Origin of the sequence: Microbacterium hydrothermale (genome assembly GCF_004854025.1) — a bacterium.
Lineage (GTDB): Bacteria > Actinomycetota > Actinomycetes > Actinomycetales > Microbacteriaceae > Microbacterium > Microbacterium hydrothermale.
This window is the reverse complement of record NZ_STGM01000006.1, coordinates 194,266-219,332: the sequence shown is the minus strand read 5'-3', so window position 1 is coordinate 219,332 and position 25,067 is coordinate 194,266. Positions and strand designations below refer to the sequence as shown.

The following is a 25,067-nucleotide window of genomic DNA, read 5'->3' as shown; positions in this document are numbered from 1 at the left end:
GCGGATGCCGCGGGCCCGAGCCCGCTCGGCCGCCTCGGCCATCGCCTCGGCCTCGGCCACCGTGTTGGCCAACGGCTTCTCGCACAGCACGTGCTTTCCCGCCTCGAGCGCCGCGATGGCGATCTCGGCGTGCGAGTCGCCGGGGGTGACGATGTCGACGATGTCGATGTCGGAGCGAGCGATCACCTCGCGCCAGTCGGTGGCGGACTCGGCCCACCCCCACTTCTCGGCGGCGGATGCCACGGCATCCGCGTTGCGTCCCACCACCACGGTCATCTCGACCGCACGCGGCAGATCGAACATCCGCGGCGCCTGGCGCCACCCCACCGAGTGCGCGGCCCCCATGAACCCGTAGCCGATCATCGCCACGCGCAGAGGCGAACTCATGCCCGGGCCCATTCCTGAATGGAACGGACGGCGAGCGTCGACTCGGCCTGCGGGTAGAACTCCAGACCTACCGGACCGTCATATCCGGCGGCGTTGAGCAGCCCGAGAGCGTGTGCCCAATCGATCTCCCCGGAGCCAGGCTCACCCCGACCCGGGGAGTCGGCGAACTGGACGTACCGGATGACGTCCGCGTACTCGGGGATCACGCGGTCGATGTTCTCCCCCTGGGCGACCGAGTGGTAGAGGTCGTACAAGATCCCGACCTGCGCGGAGCCGACCGCCCGCGCAATGGCGGCCGAGTCCGCCGTGTGACTCAGGAACGAGCCGGGATGGTCGACACGTTCGTTGACGGCCTCGATGACCACGGTGACGTCGGATCCCGCGACCCGCTCGGCGACCCTCGAGAAGACGTCGATCAACGCCGCGGTGGAGGGCTCTCGTTTGATGCGCGAGACGCCGGGTCCTCCGCCGACGACGAGGCGCGGGATGTCCAGCCGCGCCGCGACGGCGAGACAGCGGTCCAGCCCGTCGAAGAACGCCGCGTGCGTGTTGTCGGAATCGGCGAGGAACTGCGGCCTCGGCTCCACCAGCTGCGCGACGATACGGACGCCGGTCTCCCGGGTCGCCCGCTCGAGGGCGTCGAGATCCTTGTCGGTGTGCATCCACATCTCCACGGCGTCGAAGCCCGCGTCGGCGGCCGCGCGCACGCGATCCTCCGGGGCACCCGCTTCGGTGAAGACGAGATCGATATTAGGGGCGAGGGTGAGCATCATTCTCCTTCTGTCAGGGTGCGCCGCATGAGGTCGTGGTGACGGCGGATCATGTCGGCGGTGGCCAGCTCGTCGTTCGGCGTCCACGAGTGCGCCTCCCACTCGCTGGAGATGGAGCCGCGGAATCCCGCCCGCAGGAGGGGGCCGAGATTGGCGGCGTAGTCGATCGAGGGTTCTTCGCCCTCGGCGTCGATCTCGTAGAACTTGGCGTGGATGTGCCGGACGCGCGGCATGAGCTCCGCCCATGCCGCGGGGTCCTCGTGTCCGTTCATCGTGAACGCTGCCGCGACCGTGTTCGCCGCGGCGTCGTCCACGCCGGCGTCCGAGGCAAGGGTGAGGAACTCCGAGAGCCGCTCGCCCTGCCCTCCGTCTCCGGCCCAGATGCGCTGGAGATCGTCCAGGAGGTCGCGGGGCAGCCCGCTGTCGACGAAGGTCTCGGCCAGCCCGTCGGTGATGCGGTGCATGGTCGAACTGAAGTCGGGGATGAACCCGAGCGCCTCGGAGTCGAGCCGGTCGTACAGCTCGCGGTAGCGCAGCACTTTCGGCGTCGCGGGACCCTCCGGCGCATGGATCTCCATCCCCAGGTGCAGGCCGAGGCGTTCGGCCACCGGCACGAGACGCTCCAGCGTCGCTGGGTCGGCGCCGATCTGGACTCGCACGACGGGGAATCCCAATTCGGCTGCGACCTCCAGCTGCGGCACGGTGTACTCCACCCGCTCGTCGGTGGTCAGGTCGCGATCGGTCCGGATCGCGATGTCGATGTTGGACCCCAGGCTCGTGGGGACCAGCCCCAGCCGGTCGACCGCGTCGCGGAATACGCGGACGGTCTCCCGATCGAGGTGGGGGTATCCACGGAAGGATTGGAATCCGACGACCTCGACGCCCGGACCGATCCCGGCGGCGGCCACCTCTTCGAGGAGGCCCGTCAGGGTGTAGCGGCCGATCACCCACTCGTTGGTGAACGAATACAGCGTCGTACCCAGCATCGGCGCGGTCATCGGGTGCTCCTGTCGATGTGGACATCGGCGGTGGCCGTGGTCCGCCGGCGCAGCGGTCCCACGCCGTCGATGATGATGTACGGGAACCGGAGGGTGAGGGCGACCTCCACGTGGGCCGGCCCCGGCTCGAGCGCGACGGGCACGTCGACCTCAGCGGCATCCTGGATGAACCACACGGTGTCCCACCGGGCGGGGAGGTCGTCGAGGCCGTAGTCCTCGCCGTCCACCCTCATCCGGAGGGCGTCGCGGTTCACGCTCTCACCGTCGACGGACACCTCGAGATCGACGACGCTCGAGAGCGGGAGGCTGCGGTACCAGGGCTGGCGGATGCTCAGTCGCAGCCCGCTCTCGGTCACCTCGACCGCACCGGGGCCGAGCAGCAGTTCGGGGCGGGTCATGCCGCCACCTCCATGCTCCGCACCGTCGCGGGGACGTGCGGGGTCGGCAGGTAGGAGATGCGCAGGGTCTCGGACAGTCCGAGCTCGTGCGTCCCGGGCGACAGACGACGCCCGAGAACCGTGACGGTCGCCGGCTCCCCGAACTCCCATGCGAGACGGAACTCCCCGGCGAGGGCGTCCATCGTGAACGTCTCACCGGCGACGGTCAGCCGGATGTTCTCGCGCGGCTGCGGTTCGCCGTCGACGCTCACGCGAAGGTCTTCGACCATCGAGAGGATCAGTCGCCGGTAGTAGCCGCACCGCGCGTCGAACGCGAAGGCGTCGACGCCCTCGTGGTCGGTGTTGCGCAGCGAGTCGGGGACGATGATGTACGGATCGAACATGAGGTTCCTTCCTCACTCGCCGATCAGACGGGCGAGCATCTGCTGGTGGCGGCGGACCTGGTCGATGCTGTCGACGGGGAACGCATCCTGGATGTGGCGGTTGCCCTCGTATTCGCTCGAGAGGTACCCGCGGAATCCGCCCTCGCGAAGGACGGCGATGATCTCGTCGTACGGGATGCTGTACTCCTCGCCCTCATCGGTCATCTCGTAGAACTTCGCGTGGACGTGGTGGATGTAGGGCATGTAGTCCAGGAGGAGACGCGGATCCTCGAAGATGTAGCGGGTCGCGCTCACCGCGAGGTCGCGCTCGACCGGACCGACGTTGAGACGGTCCGCGTCCTCGAGCAGGATCTCGGTGTCCTCGCCCCCGTCGTAGACCTCGACCACGCGGTGGACGAAGTCGGGGTCGGCGCCGTCGCGCAACGCGCGCTCCCACACCACCCGCGGCAGGCGCCGGACGAAGATGCCGAGATCGGGAAGAAGGCCCACGACCTCGGGCCCGACACGCTCAGCCACCTCGAGGTGACCGCGGAACCAGTCGCTGTCGAAGCGACGCGGAGCGTGCAGCTCGGTGAGGAGGCGGATGCCACGGTCGGCAGCGTACGGCGCGGCCCCCTCGACCACCTCGGGCGGCGTCGCCGCGAGGATGCGAATGACCGTCGCCCCGATCCGGGCCGTGTGGTCGATGTCGCGTCGGAGGTCGGCGATGAGTTCGTCGGTGGGACGCTCGCGGTCGGGGTAGAGCTTGAGCTCGGCGAACATGTCGTGCGCGGTCGGGACGAAACCGTACGCCTCCACCCATCCGTCCCACTGCCGGTAGAAGTCCTCGGACAGGTCGGGGAACCCCGGCATCATCTGTTCGGCGATCGTCTCGATCCCCCGTGCACCCATCGCCACCGAGGCGGCGATGCAGTCCTCCAGGGACATCGTCCGCAGGAAGTACTCCTCCTGGAACGAGTACAGGCTCACCCCGCGCTTGATCGCTGCGGCGTTCATATCTGGTCTCCTTCTGAGTGGCGCGAAGCGGGGGTCCCTTCGACGCGATTGACGAGCACGCCGACGCCGTCGATCTCGGCCGACATCGTCTGCCCGTCGCGCAGGTAGGCGTTCGCGTGTGCGCGCGCCGTTCCCGCGGGGGTGCCGGTGAGGACGAGGTCACCCGGGTGGAGGGTGGTTCGGCGTGAGATGGCGGCGATCTGCTGCGCGACGGTGACGAGCATCTGCGCGGAGGACGAGTCCTGCCGGATGTCACCGTCCACCGTCAGCCGCATGGGCAGGTTCTGGGGGTCCGCCACATCGGCGGCGGGGACGAGAGCAGGACCGACGGCGGTGAGCCCGTCGGCGTTCTTTCCGGCGCCCCAGTCCATACCGAAGATCGGGTGCATCGGATCGCCCCGGACCGACACGTCGTTTCCGACCGTGAACGCGGCGACCGACGCGAGAGCGTCCGCCTCGTCGACGCGCGACGTCACCCGGCCGATGACGGCGACGAGCTCGACCTCCCAGTCCAGGCGTTCCGCGCCCTCGGGGCGGGGAATGGCCGCCCCGTGGGGGCTGAGGACGGTGGGCGGGGAGACGAAGTGGAACGCGCGGGTGATCGGCTTCTCCCCCATCTCGCGCACGTGGTCGGAGAAGTTGGCACCCGCGCAGAACACGCTCGGGCGGAAGACGGTGGGGACCAGGAACGGATCGCCCTCACGACCGACCGGTTGCGCGCGCCCCTCCGCGAGCGCGGCCTCGATCGCGCTGACGAAACCCGGCATGTCGACGATGACCTCGCCGATGTCGACGGCGTGCCCGAGAAGAGTCTCGGCATCCCACGTCCGGCCGTCCCGCTCGACCACGACGGTCGGGACCCCGTCCACCGCCTGATGGCGTACGCGGATCATGCGGGCACCCCCGTCCGCAGCCGCGCGGTCGCGGTGTGGTCGACTTCGAGACCGCGGGGCCCCGGGACGAGCTCGACGCGATACGTCTCGCGCGCGGCCTCGAGCGACACGTACCCTCGCGCGACGTCATGACGGACGCTCTCGGGGTCTCTCTCCGCGGGATCGCCGAACCCGCCTCCCCCGCCGGTCTCGACGACGAATCCCCCTCCGGCGGCGATCGGCACGAGGTCGGCCTTGCCCGAGGCGAGCCGGTCGATTCGCCCCGTCGCATCGCGAAGGGCGACGCCGTTCGGCGCGGCCGCCTCCCCGCCGTCCAGTCCCCACGCGGGCACGACCGTCCGCTCGACGAAGCTGTTGAAGCGGGCCGGGGCGCTCACCGTCCACTCGAATCGCGTGCCCAGACCTCCGCGCATCCGCCCCGCTCCGCCCGAGTCGGTCCGCAGCGAGTAGCTGCGCGCGAGGAGGGCTGCGTGGCGCACCTCATTGGCCTCGATGGGGGTGTTGTGGGTGTCGCCGTCGTTGATGCAGATCGTGGCGTTCTCACCGTCGGCGTGACGACGAGCGCCCCATCCGCCGCCCTGCGCGGCGTGGACGAAGACGAACAGGCGACCGGACTCGGGGTCGTTGCCCACGACGTTGGCGACGCCGATGTCGGCGTGGTGACCGGCGATCGCGTCGTCCGGGATCGCGGAGGCGAGCGCGCGGAAGATGCAGTCGACCACGCTCATCGGATACGTCATCCACCACCGCATCGCGGCCGGGGTCTCGGCGCTGACGACGGTGCCGGGGGGCAGGATCACCTCGGCCGGCCGGAACGACCCGGCGTTGACCGGCCACTCCGTGGGCGAGGTCAGGGCCTTGAAGGCGACCTGCACGGCCGAGCGGCCCGCGGTCTCTCCGGAGTTGTAGAAGCCCGCGACCTGGGGACTCATCTGCGAGAGGTCGACGGTGAAGGTCTCGCCCGAGACGATGACACCGACGCGCACGCGCACGCGTTCCCCACGGCGCACGCCGTCGTCGTCCATCTCGGTCTCGGCCCAGTACTCGCCGTCCGGGATGGCGGCCACTGCCGCTCGCGCACGGCGCTCGCTCGAGTCGAACATCCCCGAAAAGGCCGCCTCCAGCACGTCGGCTCCGTACCGCGCCCCCAGGCCGGCCAGGCGGTTCTGCCCCGTTCGGACGGCGGCGATCTGCGCGCGCAGATCGCCCAGCGCGAGATCGGCGAAGCGCACGTTGGTCCGGACGATGCTCAGCAGCTCGGCGTTCTCGACACCGTCGCGGACGAGCTTGACGATGGGGATCTGGATGCCTTCCGAGTAGATGTCGTGCGTTGTGCCCCCCAGCACTCCGCCGACGTCCGCCCAGTGCGCCATCGACGCGGAGAAGCCGATGATCCGTTCGCTCGCGTACACGGGAGCGACCACGACGATGTGGTTGAGGTGGCTGCCGGTGAGCTCGGGAGCGTTGGTCATCACGACGTCCTCGGCGCCGATGCCCTCGTCGGCGTAGTGGGCGATGATCGCCTTCACCGCCTCGGACAGCCCCCCGACGAACATCGGCAGGCCGAGACCGATGGAGACTGTCTCGCCGTGCGCGTCGAAGAGTCCGACCGTGAAGTCCTGCGCTTCGTAGATGATCTGGTTGTACGCGGTGCGCATGAGGTTCGTCTTCATCTCGTCGGTGATGCCGACGAGATTGCCGCGGATGATCTCCGCCGTGATGGGATCGGGCCCCGTGGTCATGCTCGTCCTCCGATCTCGATGAGCAGGCACCCGGTCGCGTCGACGACGAGGCGGTCCCCCTCACGCAGCAGGGTGGTGGTGGTGGTCTCCTCGATGACGGCCGGACCGGTCACGACATCGCCTGCGCGAAGGCGGGTGCGGTCGTAGACGGTGCACTCCGTCGGCTCCCCCTGTGCCGCGAGCCGGACACCGCGGCTGCCGCGGACGGCCTCGGGTGCCGGTGCGCCGGCGGCGCCGGGTTCCAACGTCTCGGCGGTGAAGGCCGGGGAAGGCTGGAGGGCGGACGCGCGCAGCCCCACGATCTCCACCGGTTCCCCCACTGCCGAATGCCCGAACCGGCTCCGATGCTCGGTGTGGAAGCGCGCCGTGAGAGCCTCGCGATCGATGTCCGGCTCGACCTCGAGGGTGAGAACGTGCTCCTGTCCGACGTAGCGCATGTCCAGTCCATACAGATGGCGAGGTGCCTCGTCGACCGCTTCCAGGGCCGCCGCGCACTCGCGCCCGAGCTGTTCGAGTCTCTCCGCGAGATATCCGGACGGAAGGTCATTCACCCTCAGAAGCTCGGTCTGCACGACGTCGTTGCGGAGGTCCGCGAGCAGCATCCCCACCGCCGAGAACACCGAGGGCATCGTGGGGATGACGACCTGGCGCACGCCCAGCTCTCGAGCGACGAGGGTGGCGTGCACCGGCCCATTCCCGCCGTACGCGAACATCGCGAAGTCCTGCGGGTTGAGTCCCCGCTCGGTGGTTACCGCGCGCACCGCGTTGGCCATCGACGCCGCGGCGATCGCGACAATCCCGGCCGCCAGGTCGATCGGATCCATGCCGAGGTCGGCGGCGACGGCACCAACGGCACGTCGGGCGGCGTCCCCGTCGAGCTGCAGCCCACCGGAGAGCACGCTGCTTCCATCGAGGATGCCGAGCATGACGCAGGCATCGGTCACCGTGGCATCCGTCCCGCCCCGGCCGTAGCAGGCGGGACCGGGCTCGCTCCCGGCGCTGCGCGGGCCCACGCGGATCTCGCCCCCGGCATCGACCGCGGCGATGCTGCCGCCGCCCGTCCCCACTTCGACGATGTCGAGGCAGGGTACGCGCAACGCGAGCCCCTCCGCGTACCCCCCGACGTAGTATTCCGCGGCGAGGGGGAACGACAGATCGCGGATGACGGAGGCCTTGGCCGTCGTACCGCCCATGTCGAAGGCGATGGCGTCGCGCAGGCTCAGACGCTCGCACATCTGGATCGTCCCGACGACGCCTCCGGCGGGCCCGGACTCCACCATCTGGATACTCTGCCGGCGCACCCGGTCGAGCCCGGCGAGCCCGCCGTTGGATTGCATGATGCCGATCGAGGCGCGCTCGCCCGAGAAGCTCTCGGCGAGATCGTCGAGGTACTCCGCCACGATGGGACCGACGAAGGCATTCGCGGCCACCGTCGATGTGCGCTCGTATTCGCGGTACTCACGGCTGAGCTCGTGGGACAGGGTGATGAACACCCCCGGCAGTTCCTCGCGGAGGATCTCTCCGACGCGGATCTCGTGGGACGGGTCGCGGTAGGAGTGCAGCAGGACGACACCGACCGCTTCGTAGCCGCGATCGCGCAGGACGCCGGCGAGCGCTCGCACCGCCTCCTCGTCCAAGGGTGTGACGACGCTCCCGTCCGCGCGGAGCCGCTCAGGAACCTCGTAGACGTGATCCCGCTCGATCAGGGGGCGGGGACGACGGAAGGCGAGGTTGAAGGCATCCGGCCGGTTGACCCTCCCGATCTCGTACACATCGCGGAAGCCCTCGGTGGTGACCAGAGCCGCACGAGAACCGCGCCGCTCGATGAGGGCGTTGATGACCACCGTGCTGCCGTGCAGCAGGAGTTCGACATCGTTCGGCGCACCGCCGGCGTCGGCCAGGCCGTTCAGGATGCCGCGGAGGAGATCTCCCGGAGTGCTCAGCGCCTTGCCGACGGCGACCGTCCCGCCCTCGTCCACCGTGACCACGTCCGTGAAGGTTCCGCCGATGTCGGCGGCCGCGCGAAGTCCCATGTGCGTCGTTCCTCTCGTCAGTGTTGTTCGTCCGCTGCGATGCGGATGACGCATCGGTCTTCCGCGCTGCGCTGAGCCGCCTCGAGGACGGCGAGACCCGCGACGGCGTCCTCGACAGCCACGGGCGGGGCGGCATCCCCCCGCCGCAGAGCGAGGACGCCGCGGTAGAAGTCGGACCAGTCCCCCGCCAGGGTGGGGATCCGCTCGTCCTCTCCGTCGCCGGACAGGATGCCGTGCGTGTCGACGTTCCTCCGGCCCCATCCGGCGTCGCGCGGGGACCGGCCGGTGTTCAGCGCCTCCATCTGCGGATCGTCGCCGAAGACGGTGAAGGCGGCACGGCGTCCCTGCAGCACGAAGCGCGGCAGCCGGGCAGCCGAGACAGCGGAGAGGTGCAGGTGCGTGAGGACACCGCCGCGATGCTGCAGAGCGAGGAAGCAGTCGTCGTTGGCGGTGTCCGTGCCTCGAATCGATCGCACTTCGGCGTAGACCTCGTCGACAGGCCCAAACAGGACGAGTGCCTGGTCGACGAGGTGAGACCCGATGTCGCCGAGCTTGCCGTCGACCTGCCCGGGGCGAGGGGTGTCCCGCCACCACGCCCGCGCGGTCGGCGACCAGCGGGTGAGGCGCGACGCGAAACGGAACGGGTCGCCCACGCGGTCCTCGGCGAGCAGCAACCGCACGGTGAGGAAGTCCCCGTCCCACCGGCGATTGTGGAAGGGGATGAGGTGCCGCCCGGCGTCCGCGGCCATCGTGACGAGGCGTTCGACCTCCCCGAGCGTCCCGGCCAGCGGTTTCTCGACGACGACGTCATAGCCGACCTCGAGTGCGGCTTCGACGTCCTCGCGGTGCGCGCCGTCGGGCGTCGCGATGACCGCGAGGTCGACGCCGTGCTCGCGCAACGCCTCGATCGAGTCGACCGACAGGATGCCGGCATCCTTCGCGCGCGCCGCGGATTGTGGGCTGCGAGCCACGGCGGCGACCAGCTCGAGACCGTCCACCGAACGAATCAAAGGCGTGTGGATGCCGCGCGCGCTTCCGCCGAATCCGACGAGGGCGACACGCGTCGCGTCTGTGGGAGACGTCACGAGCGACCTCGCGAAATGCGGTCCCGCAACTCAACCGTGCGTCGAACGAAGTCCTCCTGGTGCGTCGACCACCGCTGCCGTTCGGTCTCGAGCTCGAGCATCTCGGCGTGGGACAGCGTCTGCTCAGCCGCGCGGAGAGAGTCGATCATCCGTTCCACGAGCGGACGGTCCATCTCGGCGAGCCGGGCGGCGAGGTGGAAGGCGGCTCCGGAGAGGTCTTCGGAGGGGTGGATCTCGGCGACCAGCCCCGCGGCGAGCGCGGCGTCGGCGTCCAACGTCTCACCGAACAGAGCCATGAGGGTCGCGCGCTGTCGTCCGACGGCCCGCCCGAGCAGCCACGTGTGGCCACCGCCGGGGTGGAGCCGGAGGGCGGGGAAACGGCTGTCGAAACGCGCGCGCCGAGAGGCGATCCGGACGTCGCAGGCCAGCGCGAGGTTCAGCCCTGCGCCGACCGCGGCTCCGTCGATGGCGGCGATCGTGGGAAGCGGGCTGCGAAGCACCCGGAGGAACCCGTCGTAGACGTGGGCGACCTCGGCGAACTCGCCCTCGGCGGAGGCCAGCAGCGTGTCGAGCACGGCCCCCGCGCAGAAGGCGCCCCCGGCTCCGGCGACGACAATCGCCCGCACCGAAGCGTCCGCCTCGGCGGCATCGAAGGCCGCTCCGATCGCGTCCACCATCGGCGCGTCCAGGGCGTTGCGACGGCCCGGACGGTTCAGCGTCACGATGGCGACACCGCCGGAGACGTCGAGCGTCACGGTCGGTCCCGTCTCATTCCTGTCCACGTCGCTGTGTCCTCCGCGTAGCAAACTACCGTAGTAAGTACTAGAATGGGATGACCATAACAGCTTTGGGGGATTCGTGACCACCGCCGTGATCGCCGACTCGACCCGGACGCCCATCGGGCGGGCCGGCAGGGGGTCGCTGCGCGATGTGCGCCCCGACGACCTCGCCGCGGGCGTCATCCGCGAAGTCGTGGGCCGTTCGGGTGTCGACCCAGACCTCATCGAGGACGTCATCCTGGGCACCGCCTACCCGCAAGGGAAAGCCGGATCGAACATGGGACGCCGGGTCGTCCCGCTCGCCGGACTGCCCCTGAGCGTGCCCGGAACGACCGTCAACCGATTCTGCGCGTCGAGCCTGCAGGCGATCCGCATGGCCGCGCACGCGGTGCGAGCGGGCGAGGCCGACGCCCTCATCGCCGCCGGCGTCGAATCGGTCAGCATGACGGGGCGCGGAACGGCCGCCGAAGATCAGCACCCCGATCTCGTCATGCCCGGCGGCATCGCTGACATGTACATCTCGATGGGCGAGACCGCTGAGAACGTCGCCGATCGATACGGTGTCGCGCGCACCGACATGGACGCTTTCGCCCTCCGCTCCCACCGCCTGGCCATCGCCGCGCAGGACGACGGCACCACGGCACGGGAGATCACCCCCGTCCAGACCCCGGACGGCCGCGTCATCGACACCGACGACGGGCCGCGACGGACGACCTCCGCCGAGATCCTCGCCTCCCTGCCCCCGGCCTTCCGCGTCGGCGGGGCGGTCACCGCCGGAAACTCCTGCCCTCTCAACGACGGCGCCGCCGCCGTTCTCGTGACCAGCGAAGATCTCGCCCGCCGCGAGGGTCTCGGCATCCGCGCCCGGATCATCGGCACGGCCGTGTCAGGGATCGCTCCCGAGATCATGGGGGTAGGACCCATCGAAGCCGTGACGCGCCTTCTCGAACGCACGGGCCGGCGTATCGAAGACATCGACGCCATCGAGTTCAACGAGGCCTTCGCCGCTCAGGTCCTGGCCACCGCCCGAGAGACGGGCATGGACATCGACCGACAGGTCAACCTCCGCGGCGGCTCGATCGCGCTGGGACACCCGTTCGGGATGAGCGGAGCCCGACTGGTCGCGACACTGCTGACGACCCTGGAGACCATCGACGGAACCCTGGGCCTGGCTACGATGTGCGTCGGCGGTGGACAGGGGATGGCCCTGCTCGTCGAGCGGGTGTAAACCGGGACGAACGCGGAAGGACGATCAACATGACTCCCATCGTCGGCGCCGACATGGCGCGGGACCAGTTGCGGGACGCGCTCGTGGAGCTGGGCTTCAGCCTCTACGAGGCGCGCTGCTACACGGGGCTGGTCGGAACGAACGGCCTCACCGGGTACGGCGTATCGAAGGCCACGGGCGTACCCCAGCCCAAGGTGTACGAGAACCTCCGGCGGCTGGTGCGCCGCGGCGCGGCGCAGGAGGTCGGCAGCGACCCCGTTCTGTTCGTGGCGACTCCCCCCACCGAGCTGCTTTCGCTCTTGGATGCGGAGTTCCGCGGCCGGTACGGGGCGGCCAACGAGGCGGCGACGGTCATCGAGCGCGAGGGGCAAAGCGCCTCCGCCATCTCGCTCACGGCCTTCACGTCGCGCGAGGCCGTGCTGCGCGCGGCGGAGGACATCCTCGGGCGCGCGGAACGCCGCGTCTACCTCTCCTGCTCCCCCGCCGAACTCGACGAATTGCTTCCCACCCTGCGCACCGCCGTAGGGCGCGGGGTCGATATCGTTCTCCTCGACTTCGGGCCCGAGCGCGGCGACGAGGCGGGTATGCGCGTGTTCCGCCACGCCAGCACCGAGCGCGCCCTCTTCCGCCACCACCAGGCGCGCCACCTCGCTCTCGTGGCCGATTCAAGCCAGGCGGTGAATGCCGTGGCCGTGGACGGGACCGCCTGGGAGGGCATCCAGACCGGCAACGCCTCGATCATCGCCGCGGTGAAGGGCATGATCCGCCACGACATCGACATTCAGCAGATCTACGCCGACTTCCGCACCGAGCTCATCCAGGCGTACGGACCGGGCCTCCAGGCCCTCGAGTCGTACCGCGCCCCAGCCTCGGTCGCGTCTTCGGCGGCGGAAGACGCCGGAGCGGACTCCGCCCCGCGTCGACGCGCGTGACGCATTGACACGCCGCTTAAGTACTTACTAGGGTAGGTATCACACCGTCACCGTTGACAGGAGATGCTTATGCCGTGGGATCGCTGGTCGTACATGGACCATTGGCTGACCCCCACCCCGCAAGGTCTGCGGCATCCGTCCTTCAACAGGCGGCACATGGACGCGTACGTCCGCCAGCTCGCCGCCCTCGGCTTCACCGGCTTCGATACGTTCGGCTTCACCCTCCCGCAGTACGCGGCTCTCTACGGCTCGGTCCATGAGTTCGAGGCGTTTCTACAGGCCGAGGGCTTCGTCGGGATCACCGGGGTCTTCGCCGCCTACCCCTACGCCACTGACCATCGGGCGCCGCACCGTCGCGAGACGCATGAGCGCATCCTCGGTGACATCGAGGCGCTCGCGCACATGGTGGAGGGCACGGCGGTCGAGAACGTCATCGTCATGCCCACGAACACCTACTTCCACGTCGAACCCGTCACACCGGACAAGACCCTCGCGACCGCCGAGCTCTGGGACCGGGCCGGCGCGATGCTCCGCGAGCGGGATCTGCGCCTCGCCTGCCACTTCGAGTTCTGGGGCGCCATCCGCACGGTCGACGAGCTCGACTTCTTCCTCGGTCACACCGCGCCCGAGAACGTGGCCTTCTTCTGCGATACCGCTCAGCACACGATCGCGGGCGTGGACCCCATCGAGGTCTTCCGTCGCTACCGGGACCGGTGCGCCGGCTTCCATTTCAAAGACACCCGGGCCATCGACACCGCCGAGGCCTATAGGACACCGCCGGATGCCGAGCTCCTGGCGCCGGGCGTTCCCCGGTGGTTCGTCGAGATGGGCCGCCCCGACGGCATCGTCGACTTCCCCGCCCTCATGGCCGAGATCACGGCATCCGGGTGGGAGGGCTGGCTGACCGTCGAGCACGACAAGGTCGAGGTCGAGGGCCAGGACTACGCGGAAGCCACCGCCGTGGCCAAGTGGTACATCGACAACGTGCTGAGCGAGGTGTCCGGACGATGAGTATCCCGCTGCGATGGGCCTACGCCCTCAACCAATGGAACTCCCCGCCCACGGCATTCGTCCGTCCGGAGCTGCAGACGCGCGCGCTGAAGACGATCAGCGTGACGGGCCTGGACGCTGTGGAGCTGCAGGGCGGATCGGGGCGGTGGAACAACCTCGGACGTCCGGAGCACATTCTTCTCGGCCACGGCTCGATCGACGGATTCCGTGGCTTCCTCGCCGACTCGGGAATCCGCCGGGTGTCCAGCATGACGTGGGACCCGACCGCTCCGGCGGAGGAGGAGGGCGGAGCATTCCGCTCGACGTCGAACGCGGCCGATCACGCCGCCATCCTCGAGGCCGCCGTTGCGTTCGTGGAGTTCCTTGCGGCGATCGGCGCGGAGACGTTCGTCGTCCGGGCCTCGGAGTCCGCGTGGCGTCTGCCCGATGGCCCGAGCGTCGCGGACGTCGCCTCGGTCATGAATGCCCTGGGGCGCCTGTGCGACGACCACGGCGTCCGGCTCGCGATCGACATCGACTGCCTCTCGGCCTTCCGCCCAGCCCCGCTCCGGGAGGCGCTGCTGGCCGAGACCGACGCGGCGACGGTGGGTCTTGCCGTGGACACGGCCGACTACACCGTGGCCGGACACGACCCAGTCGAGGTGCTTCTCGCCCACGGCGAGCGCATCGCGCACGTGCAGCTGAAGGACGCGCGCGCGGTCGACTCGAGCGAAACGTACCGCCGCCCCTTCGCCGAGAGCGCGCTGCTCCAGGGCGCCGCAGACCCCGGTATCGAGCGCTGGTTCTTCGAGCTGGGCACGCCCGGCGGACTCGTGGACGTCCCCGCCGTCATCGACGCCCTCCGCACGATCGGATACACCGGCACCGTGGTCGTCGAGAGCGATCAGTCGCCGACGCCGGCGACGACGACGCTGCTGAACGCCTGGTACCTGCGCTCCCTCGGGAACGCCGATTTCCCCGGAGGACGAGGACGATGACCCTCAGATGGAGCTACATGGACCACTGGCGGAGCGACTCGCCCAGTGGTCCGGTCGACCAGTGGAACACGATCGGCACGATGGACCGGTTCCTCAAGCAGGTCGCGGCGGTGGGGTACCAGGCGATCGACTGCTTCGACCACCGGTACTTCACGATCATGGACATGTTCGGCTCGGTGCGGAACTACCAGGAGTTCGTGCAGGAACGCGGACTCGAACGCATCGTCAACACGTTCCACGCGGCCAACTACGACCCGCGCGTCTACGCGCCGCACATCCGGGAGACGCATCCGACGATCCTCGAGGACTTCCGCGTCACGCTCGACCGATGGTCGGAGATCACGCTCGACAACATCATCGTCATGCCCGCGGCGCTGTACTACGACATGGAGCCGGTGACCGAGGACAAGATCAAGATCACCGGCGAGCTGTGGAACAAGGTCGGTGAGATCACGAAGGCCGCCGGGGTCAACCTCACCTGCCACCACGAGTTCTTCTGCGGCATCCAGTCGCGCTGGGAGCTGGACACCTTCTACGCGAACACCGACCCCGAGTACGTGAACCTGTTCGTCGACACCGCTCAGCACTGCATCGCCACCGTCGACCCGGTGGAGTTCTACGACGCGTATGCCGACCGTGTGACCGGGTTCCACTTCAAGGACACCCGCCACCAGGACCTGATCGGTGACCACCGACGACGTCCGGACTCCGAGCTCATGTCGGACACCACGCCCAAGTGGTTCCACGAGATGGGCGATGAGGGCGGCCTGGTCGACTTCGAAGCGTTCATCCGCGCGGTCGTGCGCAACGGCTACGACGGTTGGCTCTCGGTCGAGCACGACAAGGCGAACAAGCTCGGCGGCAACCACGCCGAGAGCACGGCGATCGCGCGATGGTACGCAAAGAACGTTCTCGAGAAGATCGCCGCCGAGGAGGGGTTCCGATGATCCGCTGGGCGCACGCGATCAACCATTTCAAGCCGAACTTCGACGACTTCGCTCGGCGCCGCGATCACCTGCGGGCGCTTCGCATCGTGTCGATCTCGGGCTTCACCGGGCTCGAGCTCACCGCCGGCACGGGCCGGTGGGAACCGCTCGGCAACCCCGCGCAAATAGCCGCCAACTTCGGCGATCTGGATGGCTTCGCCGCCTTCGTCCGCAAGGCGGGGCTCGACGGTGTCAGCAGCTGGTTCTTCGACCCGATGATGCCCTTCCGCGAAGACCTTCTCCCCAGTTCGGATCCCGCCGACGCGGCGAGCCGCCCGGTCCTGATCGAGCGTGCACAGTGGTTCGCGCGCGCGTTGGCGGAACTCGGCGGCGACGTCCTCGTCGCGCGGCCGGCCGTCTCGGCGTGGCAGCGGCTGGATCTCGATGACGACGACATCGCCGCCATGGCCGAAACGTGGAACGCGGTCGGTGACGCGATCGCCGAGTTTGGCATCCGACTCGGTCTGCACTTCGACTTCCTCTCCGCGCTCCGGGTCGACGACGGTCTGGAGAAGCTGATCTCGGCCACCGACCCGCACCGGGTGGGCCTCACGCTCGATACCGGCGAACTCACCATCGCCGGGGTGGATCCCCACGACTTCCTCGACCGTCACGCCGACCGCGTGGTCCTGGTGCACCTGAAGAACGTGGGAGCCGTCGACGACATCGCCGAGTACACGCGGCGGAACGCCGAGCACCATGTGCGTCGCGCCGGCGGCAGCCGCGCCGTGCCGAGGTGGTTCGTCGAGCTCGATGCCGCCTCGCCGCTGGTCGACAGCCGCCGGTTCGTCGCTGATCTCGCGCGGCACGGCTACGACGGCTGGGTCGTGGTCGAGAGCGAGCTCAGCCCCCACCCGCCGACCACCACGATGCTGAACGGCTGGCAACTCCAGCACGTCCTCGCCCCCGCGGTCGCGGCTGAAGTGAACGAAGGAGACCCGAGATGAACGGGCCGGACGTCCACGTCGTCGTCGTCGGCAGCGGTCCCATCGGCGCGGCCTACGCGAGGACCCTCCTCGAAGGCTCCGCCCGAGTGCGCGTGACCATGTTCGAACGCGGCCCGGTGCTCACCGAACCGGCGGGCATGAACGTGCGCAACATCGCCGACCCGGCCGCCAAGCAGGAAGCCCGGCGGCGTGCCCAGGGCCCGCAGTCCCGCGACGGCGCACCCGTGGGCCTCGGCATCCCCATCACCAAAGTCGTGGAAGGCACCTACACCGCGCGCGGGGGGACGCACCTCATCGACTTCGGCGGGGAGGGCAGTGGGCACGCGGCGGAGTTTCCGGCCGCAGCCGTGTCGACCGCGGTAGGCGGGCAGGGAGCGCAGTGGACGTGCGCCACGCCCCGGCCCGGCTTCTCGGAACTGATCCCCTTCATCCCCGGCGAGGAGTGGGACGCCCTGATCGTCGAGGCCGAGGGGCTCCTGCACACCACTCACCGCGCGTTCGACCGCTCCCCCATCGCAGCCGCCCTCCAGGAAGCGATCTCGGCCGAGGTCGACGAGGAGCTCCCCGAGGGCTACGGTGTCGGCCCCCTCCCGGTCGCGGGCGATCTCGACGACGAAGGCCGGATGCGCTGGGCCGGTACGGATGTCGTGTTCGGGTCTCTGCTGGACGCGTCTTCGCCGGAGGCTGCGCGGTTCAGTCTGCAGGCGGAGACCGCGGTGACCCGCGTCGTCGTCGAAGGTGGGCACACCACGGGCGTGCAGATCACCCCGGCGGGGGGCGGCGAAGAGACGTTCGTCGCGGCCGACATCGTCGTCGTCGCCGCGGACGCCATTCGCACGCCGCAGCTCCTATGGGCCTCGGGGATCCGTCCACGGGCTCTCGGGCGCTACCTCAGCGACCACCCCGGCATCTTCAGCGTCGTTGCCATCGACCCCGAGAAGCTCGGCGGCCGTCTCAGCCTCGAGCAGATCGAGCGGGAACGACGTGTCTCCGAGAGCGCCCCCGACCCGGTGACCGCGGTCCTGAGACTGCCGTTCTCCGAGCCCGACAACCCGTACTCGTGCCAGGTGCTGTACATGCACGACTCCCCCCTGCCGATCCCCGACGATCATCCGCTCGCCCGAAACCCGTGGGGCTATGCCAATGTCGGATTCGGCATCCGGAAATTCGCGCGCTACGAGGACTGGCTCGAGTTCGACGACACCGACCTGGACTGGGCCGGGATGCCGAACGTGACAATCCATTACGACTTCACCGACCGCGAGGAGGCGGAGCTGGAGGGCGCCCGTCGACGTCAGCGACAGGTCGCCGGCGCCATCGGGTCCTTCATCCCCGGTGGAGAGCCCGCTCCCCTCCCGTACGGCGCGAGCCTGCACTACAAGGGGACGATGCGCATCGGCGAGGCCGATGACGGAACCAGTGTGTGCGACCCGTGGAGTCGCGTGTGGAGCTTCGACAACCTCTATCTCGGCGGCAACGGCACCATCCCCACGAACACCGTGGTGAACCCGACCCTTACCAGCGTCGCGATCGCGCTGCGCGGGGCCCGCGCCATCCTCGACTCGATCGCGCGACAGGAGAAACAGGAATGATCGAGGAGTTCGATCTCGTCGTCGTCGGCAGCGGACCAGCGGGCGCGGCGTTCGCCCGCGAATATCTCGAGCACCGGAGCGATGACCGCGTGCTGATGCTCGAGCGCGGCCCGCAGACGACGACGGTCCCCGGAGAATCGGTGCGCAATCTCCCCGCGGAAGTCCGCGGGGAGGCGGAGCGCCGGTCCCAGGGTCCCAACGCGGACGGGCACCAGGCGGTCTCGAACGACCGCGAGAAGCGCCCGACGGCGCGCCCCGGCACGTTCTTGGTCGCCCCCGGCCGGACCGACGACCCGCAACAGGACATGCCGGGCGCGCTGGCCACCGCCACCGTGGGCGGCATGGGCCAGCACTGGACCTGCGCCTGCCCCACCCCGGGCGAGGCGGAGCTGCCGTCGCAGGTGCCGCGGGACGAGATCGAGGAGCTGCTCGCCCGCGGTCGTGAACTGCTGCACGTCACGCAGGAGGCCTTCGCCGACACGGCCGTGCGCTCCGCCGTGGAACGTGAGCTCGGTGCCGTCTTCAACGACGGCCGCCCCGCCGATCGGCGCGTGCAGGCGATGCCGCTCGCGGCATTCCCTACGGCATCCGGCCGCCCGCGATGGTCGGGGACGAACGTCGTCCTCGGACCGCTCATCGATGATGATGCGGCCCCCGCGGGGTTCGAACTGCGCGCCGAGACCGTCGTCCGCCGGGTCCTTCGCGCCGACGACGGCGACGTCCGCGGAGTCGAGATCGAGGACCGTCGCACCGGAACGGTGCAGGAGATCGCGGCACGACAGGTCGTCGTCGCCGCCGACTCCTTCGGGACCCCGCAGGTCCTGTGGGCATCCGGTATCCGCCCCCGGGCCCTCGGCCACTACCTCAACGACCAGCCCCAGATCATGTGCTCGGTCTACCTGAAGCCCGAAATCGCGCGCGCGGAGAAGGAGGACGGCGGTCACGCCGCCTCCGAACGCGAGGCCATGACCGGCGTGAGCTGGATCCCGTTCTGGGGCCCCGAGTACCCGTACCACGGGCAGATCATGCAGCGTGATGCCGCCCCGATGGTCGTCGGCGACGTCGTCTCCGATGAGAAGCACCCCATCGTCGGCCTCGGCTGCTTCGCCACGAAGGACATCCGCTTCGAGGACCGGGTGGAGTTCTCCGATGACGAGGTGGACTTCTTCGGCATGCCCGCTCCCACCATCCACTACTCGCTCACCGAGCGCGACCGGGCCACGATCGCCCGCGGCATCGAGATCGTGAGTGGGCTCGTCGAGCGCATGGGAACGCCTGTACCCGGCGGAGCGCCGCGTCTCGTCCCTGCCGGAAGCTCCATCCACTACCAGGGCAGCGTCCGCATGGGCGCGAGCGACGACGGCACCAGCGTGTGCGACCCCTGGGGGCGGGTCTGGGGTGTGCCCGGGCTGTTCGTGGCCGGCAACGGCGTCATCCCCACGCCGACGGCATCCAATCCCACTCTCCTGAGCGTCTCGCTCGCCGTCCGAGCAGCGCGGGCCGCCGCCGGCGCTTGATCAGCCGAACGAAGAAGGGGCCGGACGAGAATCGTCCGGCCCCTTCTTCGCGGCGTCACACCAGATCGGCGGCGAGCTCCGCGACGAGGTCCTTCTTCGACACCTTGCCGATCGGCGACAGCGGCAGCTCGTCGTACACACGCAACGCCTCGGGGAGTTTGAAGGTGGCGAGGTCGAAGCCACGCAGGAAGTCCACGAGCTCCTGGAGCTCGAGGGTCGCACCCTCACGCAGCACCACACACGCGCACGTGCGCTCACCGAGGACCGGGTCGGGCATGGGCACCGCCGCGGCGAGCACGACCGCCGGGTGAGCCAGGATGAGGTTCTCGATCTCTTCCGCCGAGATCTTCTCCCCGCCGCGGTTGATGAGGTCTTTACGGCGCCCGGCCACGACGTAATTGCCGGAGGGATGCCGGTACATCAGGTCACCGCTCATGTAGAACCCGTCGGGCGAGAACGCCGTGGCGTTGTGCTCCGGCGCACGGAAGTAGCCGCGGAGGGTGTACGGCCCTCGCGCCCAGAATTCCCCCACCTCACCGTCCGCGACATCGTTCCCGTCCTCGTCGACGAGCCGCACCTCGTCGTCGGCGCAGATCGGGCGCCCCACCGTCTCCAGACGCACGTCGTCGGGGTCGTCCAGACGCACGAACATCAGCAGCCCCTCCGCCATGCCGAAGTTCTCCTGCACCGTGGCGCGGGGAAAGAGCGCCGCCGCACGTGTGCGTGTCTCGGGCTGCAGGCGCTGCCCCCCGCTCTGGATGACCCGCATCGAGGAAACGTCCCGCGGGCGGGCCGCGAGCGCCTCCGTCAGCTTGATCAGGAGCGCGGGAACGACGTGGATATGGGTCGCCCGGTCGGATTCCACGCGGTCCAGGATGCCGTCACTCCACGTCGAGGCGACCAGGCTGACCGTCGCTCCCCGGAAGAGGAAGCCCTGCATTCCCGGGCATGCGAGCGGAAGGTTGTGCGAGATCGGGAGGACGTCCAACAGCACATCACCATCGCGGATGTCGCAGACGGACGCCGCGAGATGGGAGTTGAAGGCGTAGTCATTGTGCGATCGCGGGATGAGCTTGGGGATCCCCGTCGTGCCGCCCGAGAGCTGGAACACCGCGGGGTCCTCCGGGTCGAGACCCTCGTGGAGCGCACGGACGTCGGCCTCGGTGGCCACCGGCTCGCGCTCGATGAGCTCGGAGATCAAGATCGCGTCCACGTCGGATCCGCCCTCGTCCTGCTCGACGAAGAGAAGGCGGAGCGAGGGGTGCTCGGCGGCGATCCGCGCGTAGATCTCGCGGTGATCGGCATCCTTGCTCTTGGCGGGTGCCGCGAGACCGATGGCGCCCGACAGACGAACGAATTGCTCCAGCTCCCGGTAGCGATGGACGGGCAGGGCCATGATCGGCACCGCGCCGAGGTACTGCAGTCCCAGATAGAACGGGGGGAACGCGGCAGTGTTGCGCAGCTGCACGACGATCCGATCGAGCGGTCGGATGCCGAGGTCGTAAAGGTTCCGCGCCACGCGCAGCGCGCGTGCCTCCAGCTCCGCGTAGGTCAACGTCACCTCGCCGTCGGTGATGGCCACGCGGTCGGCGAACGCGCGGAACGCGTCTTCGTAGTGGTCGATGAGCAACCGATCGTCCCAGTACCCCGCCGCACGATAGCGCCGGGCGTCCTCGGCCGGGAAGCGGACCATGCCGTCGAGAGTCATGGGTCTCCTAGGTGGTGGCGGTGAAGCCGCCGTCGATCACGACGATCTCACCGGTGACGAACGGGTGAAGGGTGACGAGAGCCTCGACGGATGCGGCGACGTCATCGAGGGTGACGTTGCGGCGGAGCGGAGTCTGCTTGGCCCGCCGCTCCATGAGCCGGTCGTAGTCGTCGCCGAGGGTGCGCTCCATCCACTCCCCCGCGATCCATCCCGGCGCGACGGCGTTGACCCGCACCTCCGGGGCCATCACGCGGGAGAGTGTCTTGGTCAGGCTCACCACGGCGGCCTTGCTCGCGGCGTAGACGAGAGGCTGGGCGCCGGGGCGAAGGCCCACGATGCTCGCGATGTTCACGATCGAGCCCCGCGCCTGCCGGAGCGGCCCGGCCGCCGCGCGGGTGACCTGGACGAGGCCCCGCACATTCACGCGCATGACGCGGTCCCAGTCGTCGAGGTCGATCCCGTCGAGGTCGTCGGGGGCAGTCTCGGCCGTCGTTCCGGCGTTGTTGACCAGCGCCGTAAGGTTCCCGTCGGCGTCGACGGCCTCGGCGACCAGGGCGCGGACCGCGTCGTCGTCGCTGACGTCCGCCTGCACCGCACGGTGCGACCCGCCCAGCTCGTGCAGCTCGGCGAGGGTCTGGTCGGCCCGGTCGCGGGAGCGCGAGTAATTGATCGTCACGTCGTAGCCTGCCGCGGCCAGCCGCAGCGCACTGGCCCGTCCGATTCCGCTGGCCGAGCCCGTGACGAGCGCGTGGGGGCGAGCAGCATCCATGTTTCCTCCTTGAAGATGGTGAGCGAAAAGACCTGTGGGTCAGATGCCGAGCACGCGCTCGGCGTTCTCGTGGAAGACCTTGTTCATGACCGTCTCCGAGTACCCGAGCTCGTCCCATTCTCGCAACAGGCGATCGAACGGGATGCTGGGGTGGTCGGAACCGAACATGATCTTGTCCTGCAACCGAGCGCGGATGTCGACCTTGAGTTGCGGCGAGAAGTACTTCGGCGCCCAACCGGACAGCTCCCAGAACACGTTGCCCTTGTGCAGAGCGACGGCCGTCATCTCGTCGACCCAGGGCCAGCCCGGGTGCGACGCGATGATCGTAAGTTCGGGGAACTCGGCCGCGAGGCGGTCGATGGCGAGGGGGTGGGCGTTCTCGATGAGCGAGCCCAGGCCCCCGGGGAGCCCGGCACCCATGCCGGTCGTCCCCACGTCGACCATCGCCACGAGCCCGAGGTCGCGCATCAGCGCGAAGAGCGGTTTGAGCTCGTCCGAGTCGACGCGATAGCGCCCCATGATCGGGTGGAAGTGCAGGCCCAGGATGCCGTCTTCGCGGACGGCACGCTCCACCTCGCGCAGAGCCTCCTCGCCCTTGAACGGATCGACCGCGCCCCACGCGCCGACGAAGACGTCGGGGTGACGGTCGCGCATAGCGGCGACCTCCTGGTTGGTCATCGGCGGCGCCCCATGGATGCTCTCGATGTCGAAGGCCACGAGGACGGCCTGGAGGCCGGCCGCGCGGGCGTCGGCGACGACGTCCGACTCGGGACGGCCATCCCAGGGCTTGTTCCAGTATTCCGCCAGCGCCTTTGCGAACGGTCCCTGCGAACGCACCCACGTGGGCGTTCCGGGGTAGAAGTGCAAGTCAAGTCTTCTCACAGGATTATCCTAACTACTACGGTAGGTAATATGCCACTCATTGATTCCGACCCACCCGCCTCCTTGCGGATCGATGCGGGAATCGCTCACGTCGCCCTCGCTCGAGCCGAGAACCGCAACGCCCTCACCGTCGAGATGCTCACGTCGGTGAGCGCACAGCTCGACGTCGCGGTGCAGGCGGGCGCGCGAGCCGTCGTCCTGTCCGGGGAGGGCCCGGCGTTCTGCGCCGGTCTCGATCTGCGGGAGGAGCATCCCGAGCGACTGCGACGATCGATCGAGCTGCTGCTCGCCGTCATGAGGCAGATGCTGACTCTTCCGGTTCCCGTGGTCGCGCGGCTCGACGGCCCCGCGCGGGCGGGAGGACTCGGTCTCGTCGCCGCCGCCGACTTCGCGATCGCCCGTACCGACGTGGACTTCTCTTTCACCGAGGTGCGGCTGGGCCTCGCGCCCGCTGCCATCTCCGTGTGCGTGCTGCCCCGGCTGCGTTCGCGTGATGCGACGCGCCTGTTTCTGACGGCCGAGCGCATCGACGCGCAGCGGGCTGCGCACATCGGACTCATCGACGAAGCGGTCGACGCGTCCGACATGGACTCCCGCGTGGATGCCACCCTGACCGCCCTGCGGGCCGCGCATCCGCAGGGTATGGCCGCGACGAAGCCTCTTCTCACCGCAGGCATCGTTCGCGAGATCGACGCGCACGGCGCCGACCTCGTCGCGACCTCGTTCACGCTGTTCACGTCGCCGGCGGCCCGTGAGGCGATCGCAGCCGCTCGCCGTCGATGAGGTCACGGCGCCACCTCCGATACCGCCGGGGCGGGTGCCGCGGCCGCTCCTGACGCGCGCAACGAGCACAGACGCAGACCGACGCCGACCGCGCACAGGGCCGCGACGCCGCCGGCCACGGCAAGAGCGACGCGCGGCCCCGCCGCCTCTACCACCGCGCCGAACGACAGCGCGCCGAGCGGGGCACCGCCCATCCACGCGAGCATGTAAACGCCGATGACCCTGCCGCGCATACCGGGCGGAGTCCACGTCTGCACCAGCGCATTGACCGTGGCCATCGCTGCCATCAGGAAGAACCCGACGAGCGGCATCGAGAGCGCGAACGTCTCCGCCGTCGGCATGACGGCCGCGAGCAGGAGCGCGATGCCGAACCCGAGTGCGGCGGCGAGCAGCACGCGAGGGCGAGGTGATCGGCGAGCCGCGGCGAACAATGCACCGACGATCGACCCCGCCGCGATGCACGACGTCAGCAGACCGAAGCCGGCCGCTCCGAGATCGAACTCCTTCGTCGCCGCCGTGATGATCAGAAGAGTGATGGAGTTGCCCACGAAGCCCACGACCAGGAACACCATCACGATCAGCGCGAGCACGCGGCGATCACGAAGAACGTAGCGGATCCCGCCCAGCCACCCCCCGGATCGCCCATCGTCGCGCTGCACCGGGTGGAACTCGTGCGCGCGCATGAGACCGAGCCCGGTGAGCATCGCCACGAAGGTCACCGCGTTGGCGATGAAGATCCAGCCCGGACCCACCACCCCGATCAGAAGACCGGCGATGGCCGGGCCGACGAGACGGGCGAGGTTGAACGTCGCACCGCCCAGCGCGATCGCGTTGGGGAGGATCTCGGGATGGACCAGCTCGTTGCCGAAGGTGTTGCGCGCCGGAGAGTCGAAGGCCTGAACCACGCCGGTGACGGCGGCGAGAACGCACACCTGCCAGTACTCGGCGACGCCGCCGAGGAGGAGGCATCCGAGTGTGACGGCGAGCAGTCCCATGGCGATCTGCGTCCCGATGAGGAGTCGCCTCCGGGGAATCCGGTCGGACACGTATCCCGAGATCGGCAACAGGAGCAACTGGGGAGCGGTCTGCAAGGCGATGACGACCGACAATGCTCCGGCATCCTGATCGGTGAGCACCGTCAGAACCGTCCAGTCCTGCGCGGTCATCTGCATCCACGTTCCGATGCCGGAGATGAACAGTCCGGCGATCCACAGCCGGTAGTTCCGGTGCGCGAGCGCGCGGAACATCACTCTCATGCCCCCGCCCCTCTG

Annotated in this window: 24 protein-coding genes; 9 read left to right on the top strand and 15 right to left on the bottom strand. The window is 69.3% G+C overall.

Translation table 11 applies throughout. From position 1 onward, the window contains the following. The 11 genes from FB047_RS13115 to FB047_RS13065 all read right to left on the bottom strand — a co-directional run. Positions 1-363: Gfo/Idh/MocA family protein (locus FB047_RS13115; protein WP_136587663.1), on the bottom strand; the 363-nt coding region annotated here is incomplete at its 3' end. Positions 364-383: 20 nt separating this feature from the next. Then, positions 384-1,157 carry a TIM barrel protein gene (locus FB047_RS13110; protein ID WP_136587651.1) on the bottom strand — a complete coding sequence of 258 codons (774 nt, stop codon included), beginning with the start codon at positions 1,155-1,157 and terminating at the stop codon, positions 384-386. Continuing rightward, on the bottom strand, positions 1,157-2,155 hold the full coding sequence (locus FB047_RS13105) for a sugar phosphate isomerase/epimerase family protein (RefSeq protein WP_136587650.1): 999 nt from the start codon (positions 2,153-2,155) through the stop codon (positions 1,157-1,159). The genes FB047_RS13110 and FB047_RS13105 overlap by 1 nt, the downstream gene beginning before the upstream one ends. After that, positions 2,152-2,553: a C-glycoside deglycosidase beta subunit domain-containing protein gene (locus FB047_RS13100; RefSeq protein ID WP_136587649.1), complete on the bottom strand. Its 402-nt coding sequence runs from the start codon at positions 2,551-2,553 to the stop codon at positions 2,152-2,154. The genes FB047_RS13105 and FB047_RS13100 overlap by 4 nt, the downstream gene beginning before the upstream one ends. Next, positions 2,550-2,936, bottom strand: a complete 387-nt coding sequence (locus FB047_RS13095; RefSeq protein WP_136587648.1) for a C-glycoside deglycosidase beta subunit domain-containing protein — start codon at positions 2,934-2,936, stop codon at positions 2,550-2,552. Before FB047_RS13095 ends, FB047_RS13100 begins: the two co-directional genes overlap by 4 nt. 12 nt (positions 2,937-2,948) lie before the next feature. Then, a complete protein-coding gene (locus tag FB047_RS13090; protein WP_136587647.1) occupies positions 2,949-3,932 on the bottom strand; it encodes a sugar phosphate isomerase/epimerase family protein in 984 nt (327 codons plus the stop codon). Continuing rightward, positions 3,929-4,825, bottom strand: a complete 897-nt coding sequence (locus FB047_RS13085) for a fumarylacetoacetate hydrolase family protein (RefSeq protein ID WP_136587646.1) — start codon at positions 4,823-4,825, stop codon at positions 3,929-3,931. Before FB047_RS13085 ends, FB047_RS13090 begins: the two co-directional genes overlap by 4 nt. Beyond that, complete coding sequence (locus FB047_RS13080; protein ID WP_136587645.1) at positions 4,822-6,567, bottom strand: hydantoinase B/oxoprolinase family protein; 1,746 nt, start codon at positions 6,565-6,567, stop codon at positions 4,822-4,824. Before FB047_RS13080 ends, FB047_RS13085 begins: the two co-directional genes overlap by 4 nt. Further along, positions 6,564-8,600, bottom strand: a complete 2,037-nt coding sequence (locus FB047_RS13075; protein ID WP_167494242.1) for a hydantoinase/oxoprolinase family protein — start codon at positions 8,598-8,600, stop codon at positions 6,564-6,566. Before FB047_RS13075 ends, FB047_RS13080 begins: the two co-directional genes overlap by 4 nt. A 17-nt stretch (positions 8,601-8,617) precedes the next feature. Further along, positions 8,618-9,685, bottom strand: coding sequence for a Gfo/Idh/MocA family oxidoreductase (locus tag FB047_RS13070; RefSeq protein ID WP_136587643.1), 1,068 nt, complete (start codon positions 9,683-9,685; stop codon positions 8,618-8,620). Next, the gene (locus FB047_RS13065; protein ID WP_205822981.1) at positions 9,682-10,467 is read right to left on the bottom strand and encodes an enoyl-CoA hydratase-related protein; all 786 of its coding nucleotides are present in this window, start codon (positions 10,465-10,467) and stop codon (positions 9,682-9,684) included. The genes FB047_RS13070 and FB047_RS13065 overlap by 4 nt, the downstream gene beginning before the upstream one ends. A 76-nt stretch (positions 10,468-10,543) precedes the next feature. Here FB047_RS13065 and FB047_RS13060 point away from each other — a divergent pair, with 76 nt between their 5' ends. The 8 genes from FB047_RS13060 (at position 10,544) to FB047_RS13025 (ending at position 19,654) form a co-directional block, all read left to right on the top strand. Next, entirely contained in the window at positions 10,544-11,692 is a 1,149-nt protein-coding gene (locus FB047_RS13060; protein ID WP_136587641.1) for a thiolase family protein, read from the top strand. A 29-nt stretch (positions 11,693-11,721) separates the two neighbouring features. After that, on the top strand, positions 11,722-12,624 hold the full coding sequence (locus FB047_RS13055; RefSeq protein ID WP_136587640.1) for a TrmB family transcriptional regulator: 903 nt from the start codon (positions 11,722-11,724) through the stop codon (positions 12,622-12,624). 69 nt (positions 12,625-12,693) lie between these two features. Then, complete coding sequence (locus FB047_RS13050) at positions 12,694-13,635, top strand: sugar phosphate isomerase/epimerase family protein (protein WP_167494241.1); 942 nt, start codon at positions 12,694-12,696, stop codon at positions 13,633-13,635. Beyond that, positions 13,632-14,612: a sugar phosphate isomerase/epimerase family protein gene (locus tag FB047_RS13045; protein ID WP_136587638.1), complete on the top strand. Its 981-nt coding sequence runs from the start codon at positions 13,632-13,634 to the stop codon at positions 14,610-14,612. The genes FB047_RS13050 and FB047_RS13045 overlap by 4 nt, the downstream gene beginning before the upstream one ends. Beyond that, positions 14,609-15,559 (top strand): sugar phosphate isomerase/epimerase family protein, encoded by a 951-nt coding sequence (locus FB047_RS13040; protein ID WP_136587637.1) that lies wholly within the window; start codon positions 14,609-14,611, stop codon positions 15,557-15,559. The genes FB047_RS13045 and FB047_RS13040 overlap by 4 nt, the downstream gene beginning before the upstream one ends. Beyond that, the gene (locus FB047_RS13035; protein ID WP_240752802.1) at positions 15,556-16,545 is read left to right on the top strand and encodes a sugar phosphate isomerase/epimerase family protein; all 990 of its coding nucleotides are present in this window, start codon (positions 15,556-15,558) and stop codon (positions 16,543-16,545) included. The genes FB047_RS13040 and FB047_RS13035 overlap by 4 nt, the downstream gene beginning before the upstream one ends. Then, entirely contained in the window at positions 16,542-18,137 is a 1,596-nt protein-coding gene (locus FB047_RS13030; RefSeq protein WP_136587635.1) for a GMC oxidoreductase, read from the top strand. Before FB047_RS13035 ends, FB047_RS13030 begins: the two co-directional genes overlap by 4 nt. After that, positions 18,134-19,654, top strand: coding sequence for a GMC oxidoreductase (locus tag FB047_RS13025; protein WP_136587634.1), 1,521 nt, complete (start codon positions 18,134-18,136; stop codon positions 19,652-19,654). Before FB047_RS13030 ends, FB047_RS13025 begins: the two co-directional genes overlap by 4 nt. A 55-nt stretch (positions 19,655-19,709) precedes the next feature. Here the strand turns inward: FB047_RS13025 and FB047_RS13020 are convergent, their stop codons facing one another. Genes FB047_RS13020 through FB047_RS13010 form a run of 3 tightly spaced genes read right to left on the bottom strand, consistent with a single transcriptional unit; the run spans position 19,710 to position 23,013 of the window. After that, on the bottom strand, positions 19,710-21,362 hold the full coding sequence (locus FB047_RS13020) for a (2,3-dihydroxybenzoyl)adenylate synthase (RefSeq protein ID WP_136587633.1): 1,653 nt from the start codon (positions 21,360-21,362) through the stop codon (positions 19,710-19,712). A 7-nt stretch (positions 21,363-21,369) separates the two neighbouring features. Beyond that, complete coding sequence (locus FB047_RS13015; protein WP_136587632.1) at positions 21,370-22,131, bottom strand: SDR family NAD(P)-dependent oxidoreductase; 762 nt, start codon at positions 22,129-22,131, stop codon at positions 21,370-21,372. A 39-nt stretch (positions 22,132-22,170) separates the two neighbouring features. Next, positions 22,171-23,013, bottom strand: a complete 843-nt coding sequence (locus FB047_RS13010) for an amidohydrolase family protein (RefSeq protein WP_136587631.1) — start codon at positions 23,011-23,013, stop codon at positions 22,171-22,173. Between the two features lie 30 nt (positions 23,014-23,043). On the opposite strand from FB047_RS13010, the gene FB047_RS13005 reads away from it, so the two are divergent. Further along, a complete protein-coding gene (locus FB047_RS13005) occupies positions 23,044-23,796 on the top strand; it encodes an enoyl-CoA hydratase-related protein (protein ID WP_136587630.1) in 753 nt (250 codons plus the stop codon). Positions 23,797-23,798: 2 nt separating this feature from the next. On the opposite strand, the gene FB047_RS13000 is transcribed toward FB047_RS13005, so the two are convergent. Continuing rightward, positions 23,799-25,052, bottom strand: a complete 1,254-nt coding sequence (locus FB047_RS13000; protein WP_136587629.1) for an MFS transporter — start codon at positions 25,050-25,052, stop codon at positions 23,799-23,801. Positions 25,053-25,067 lie beyond the last annotated feature (15 nt).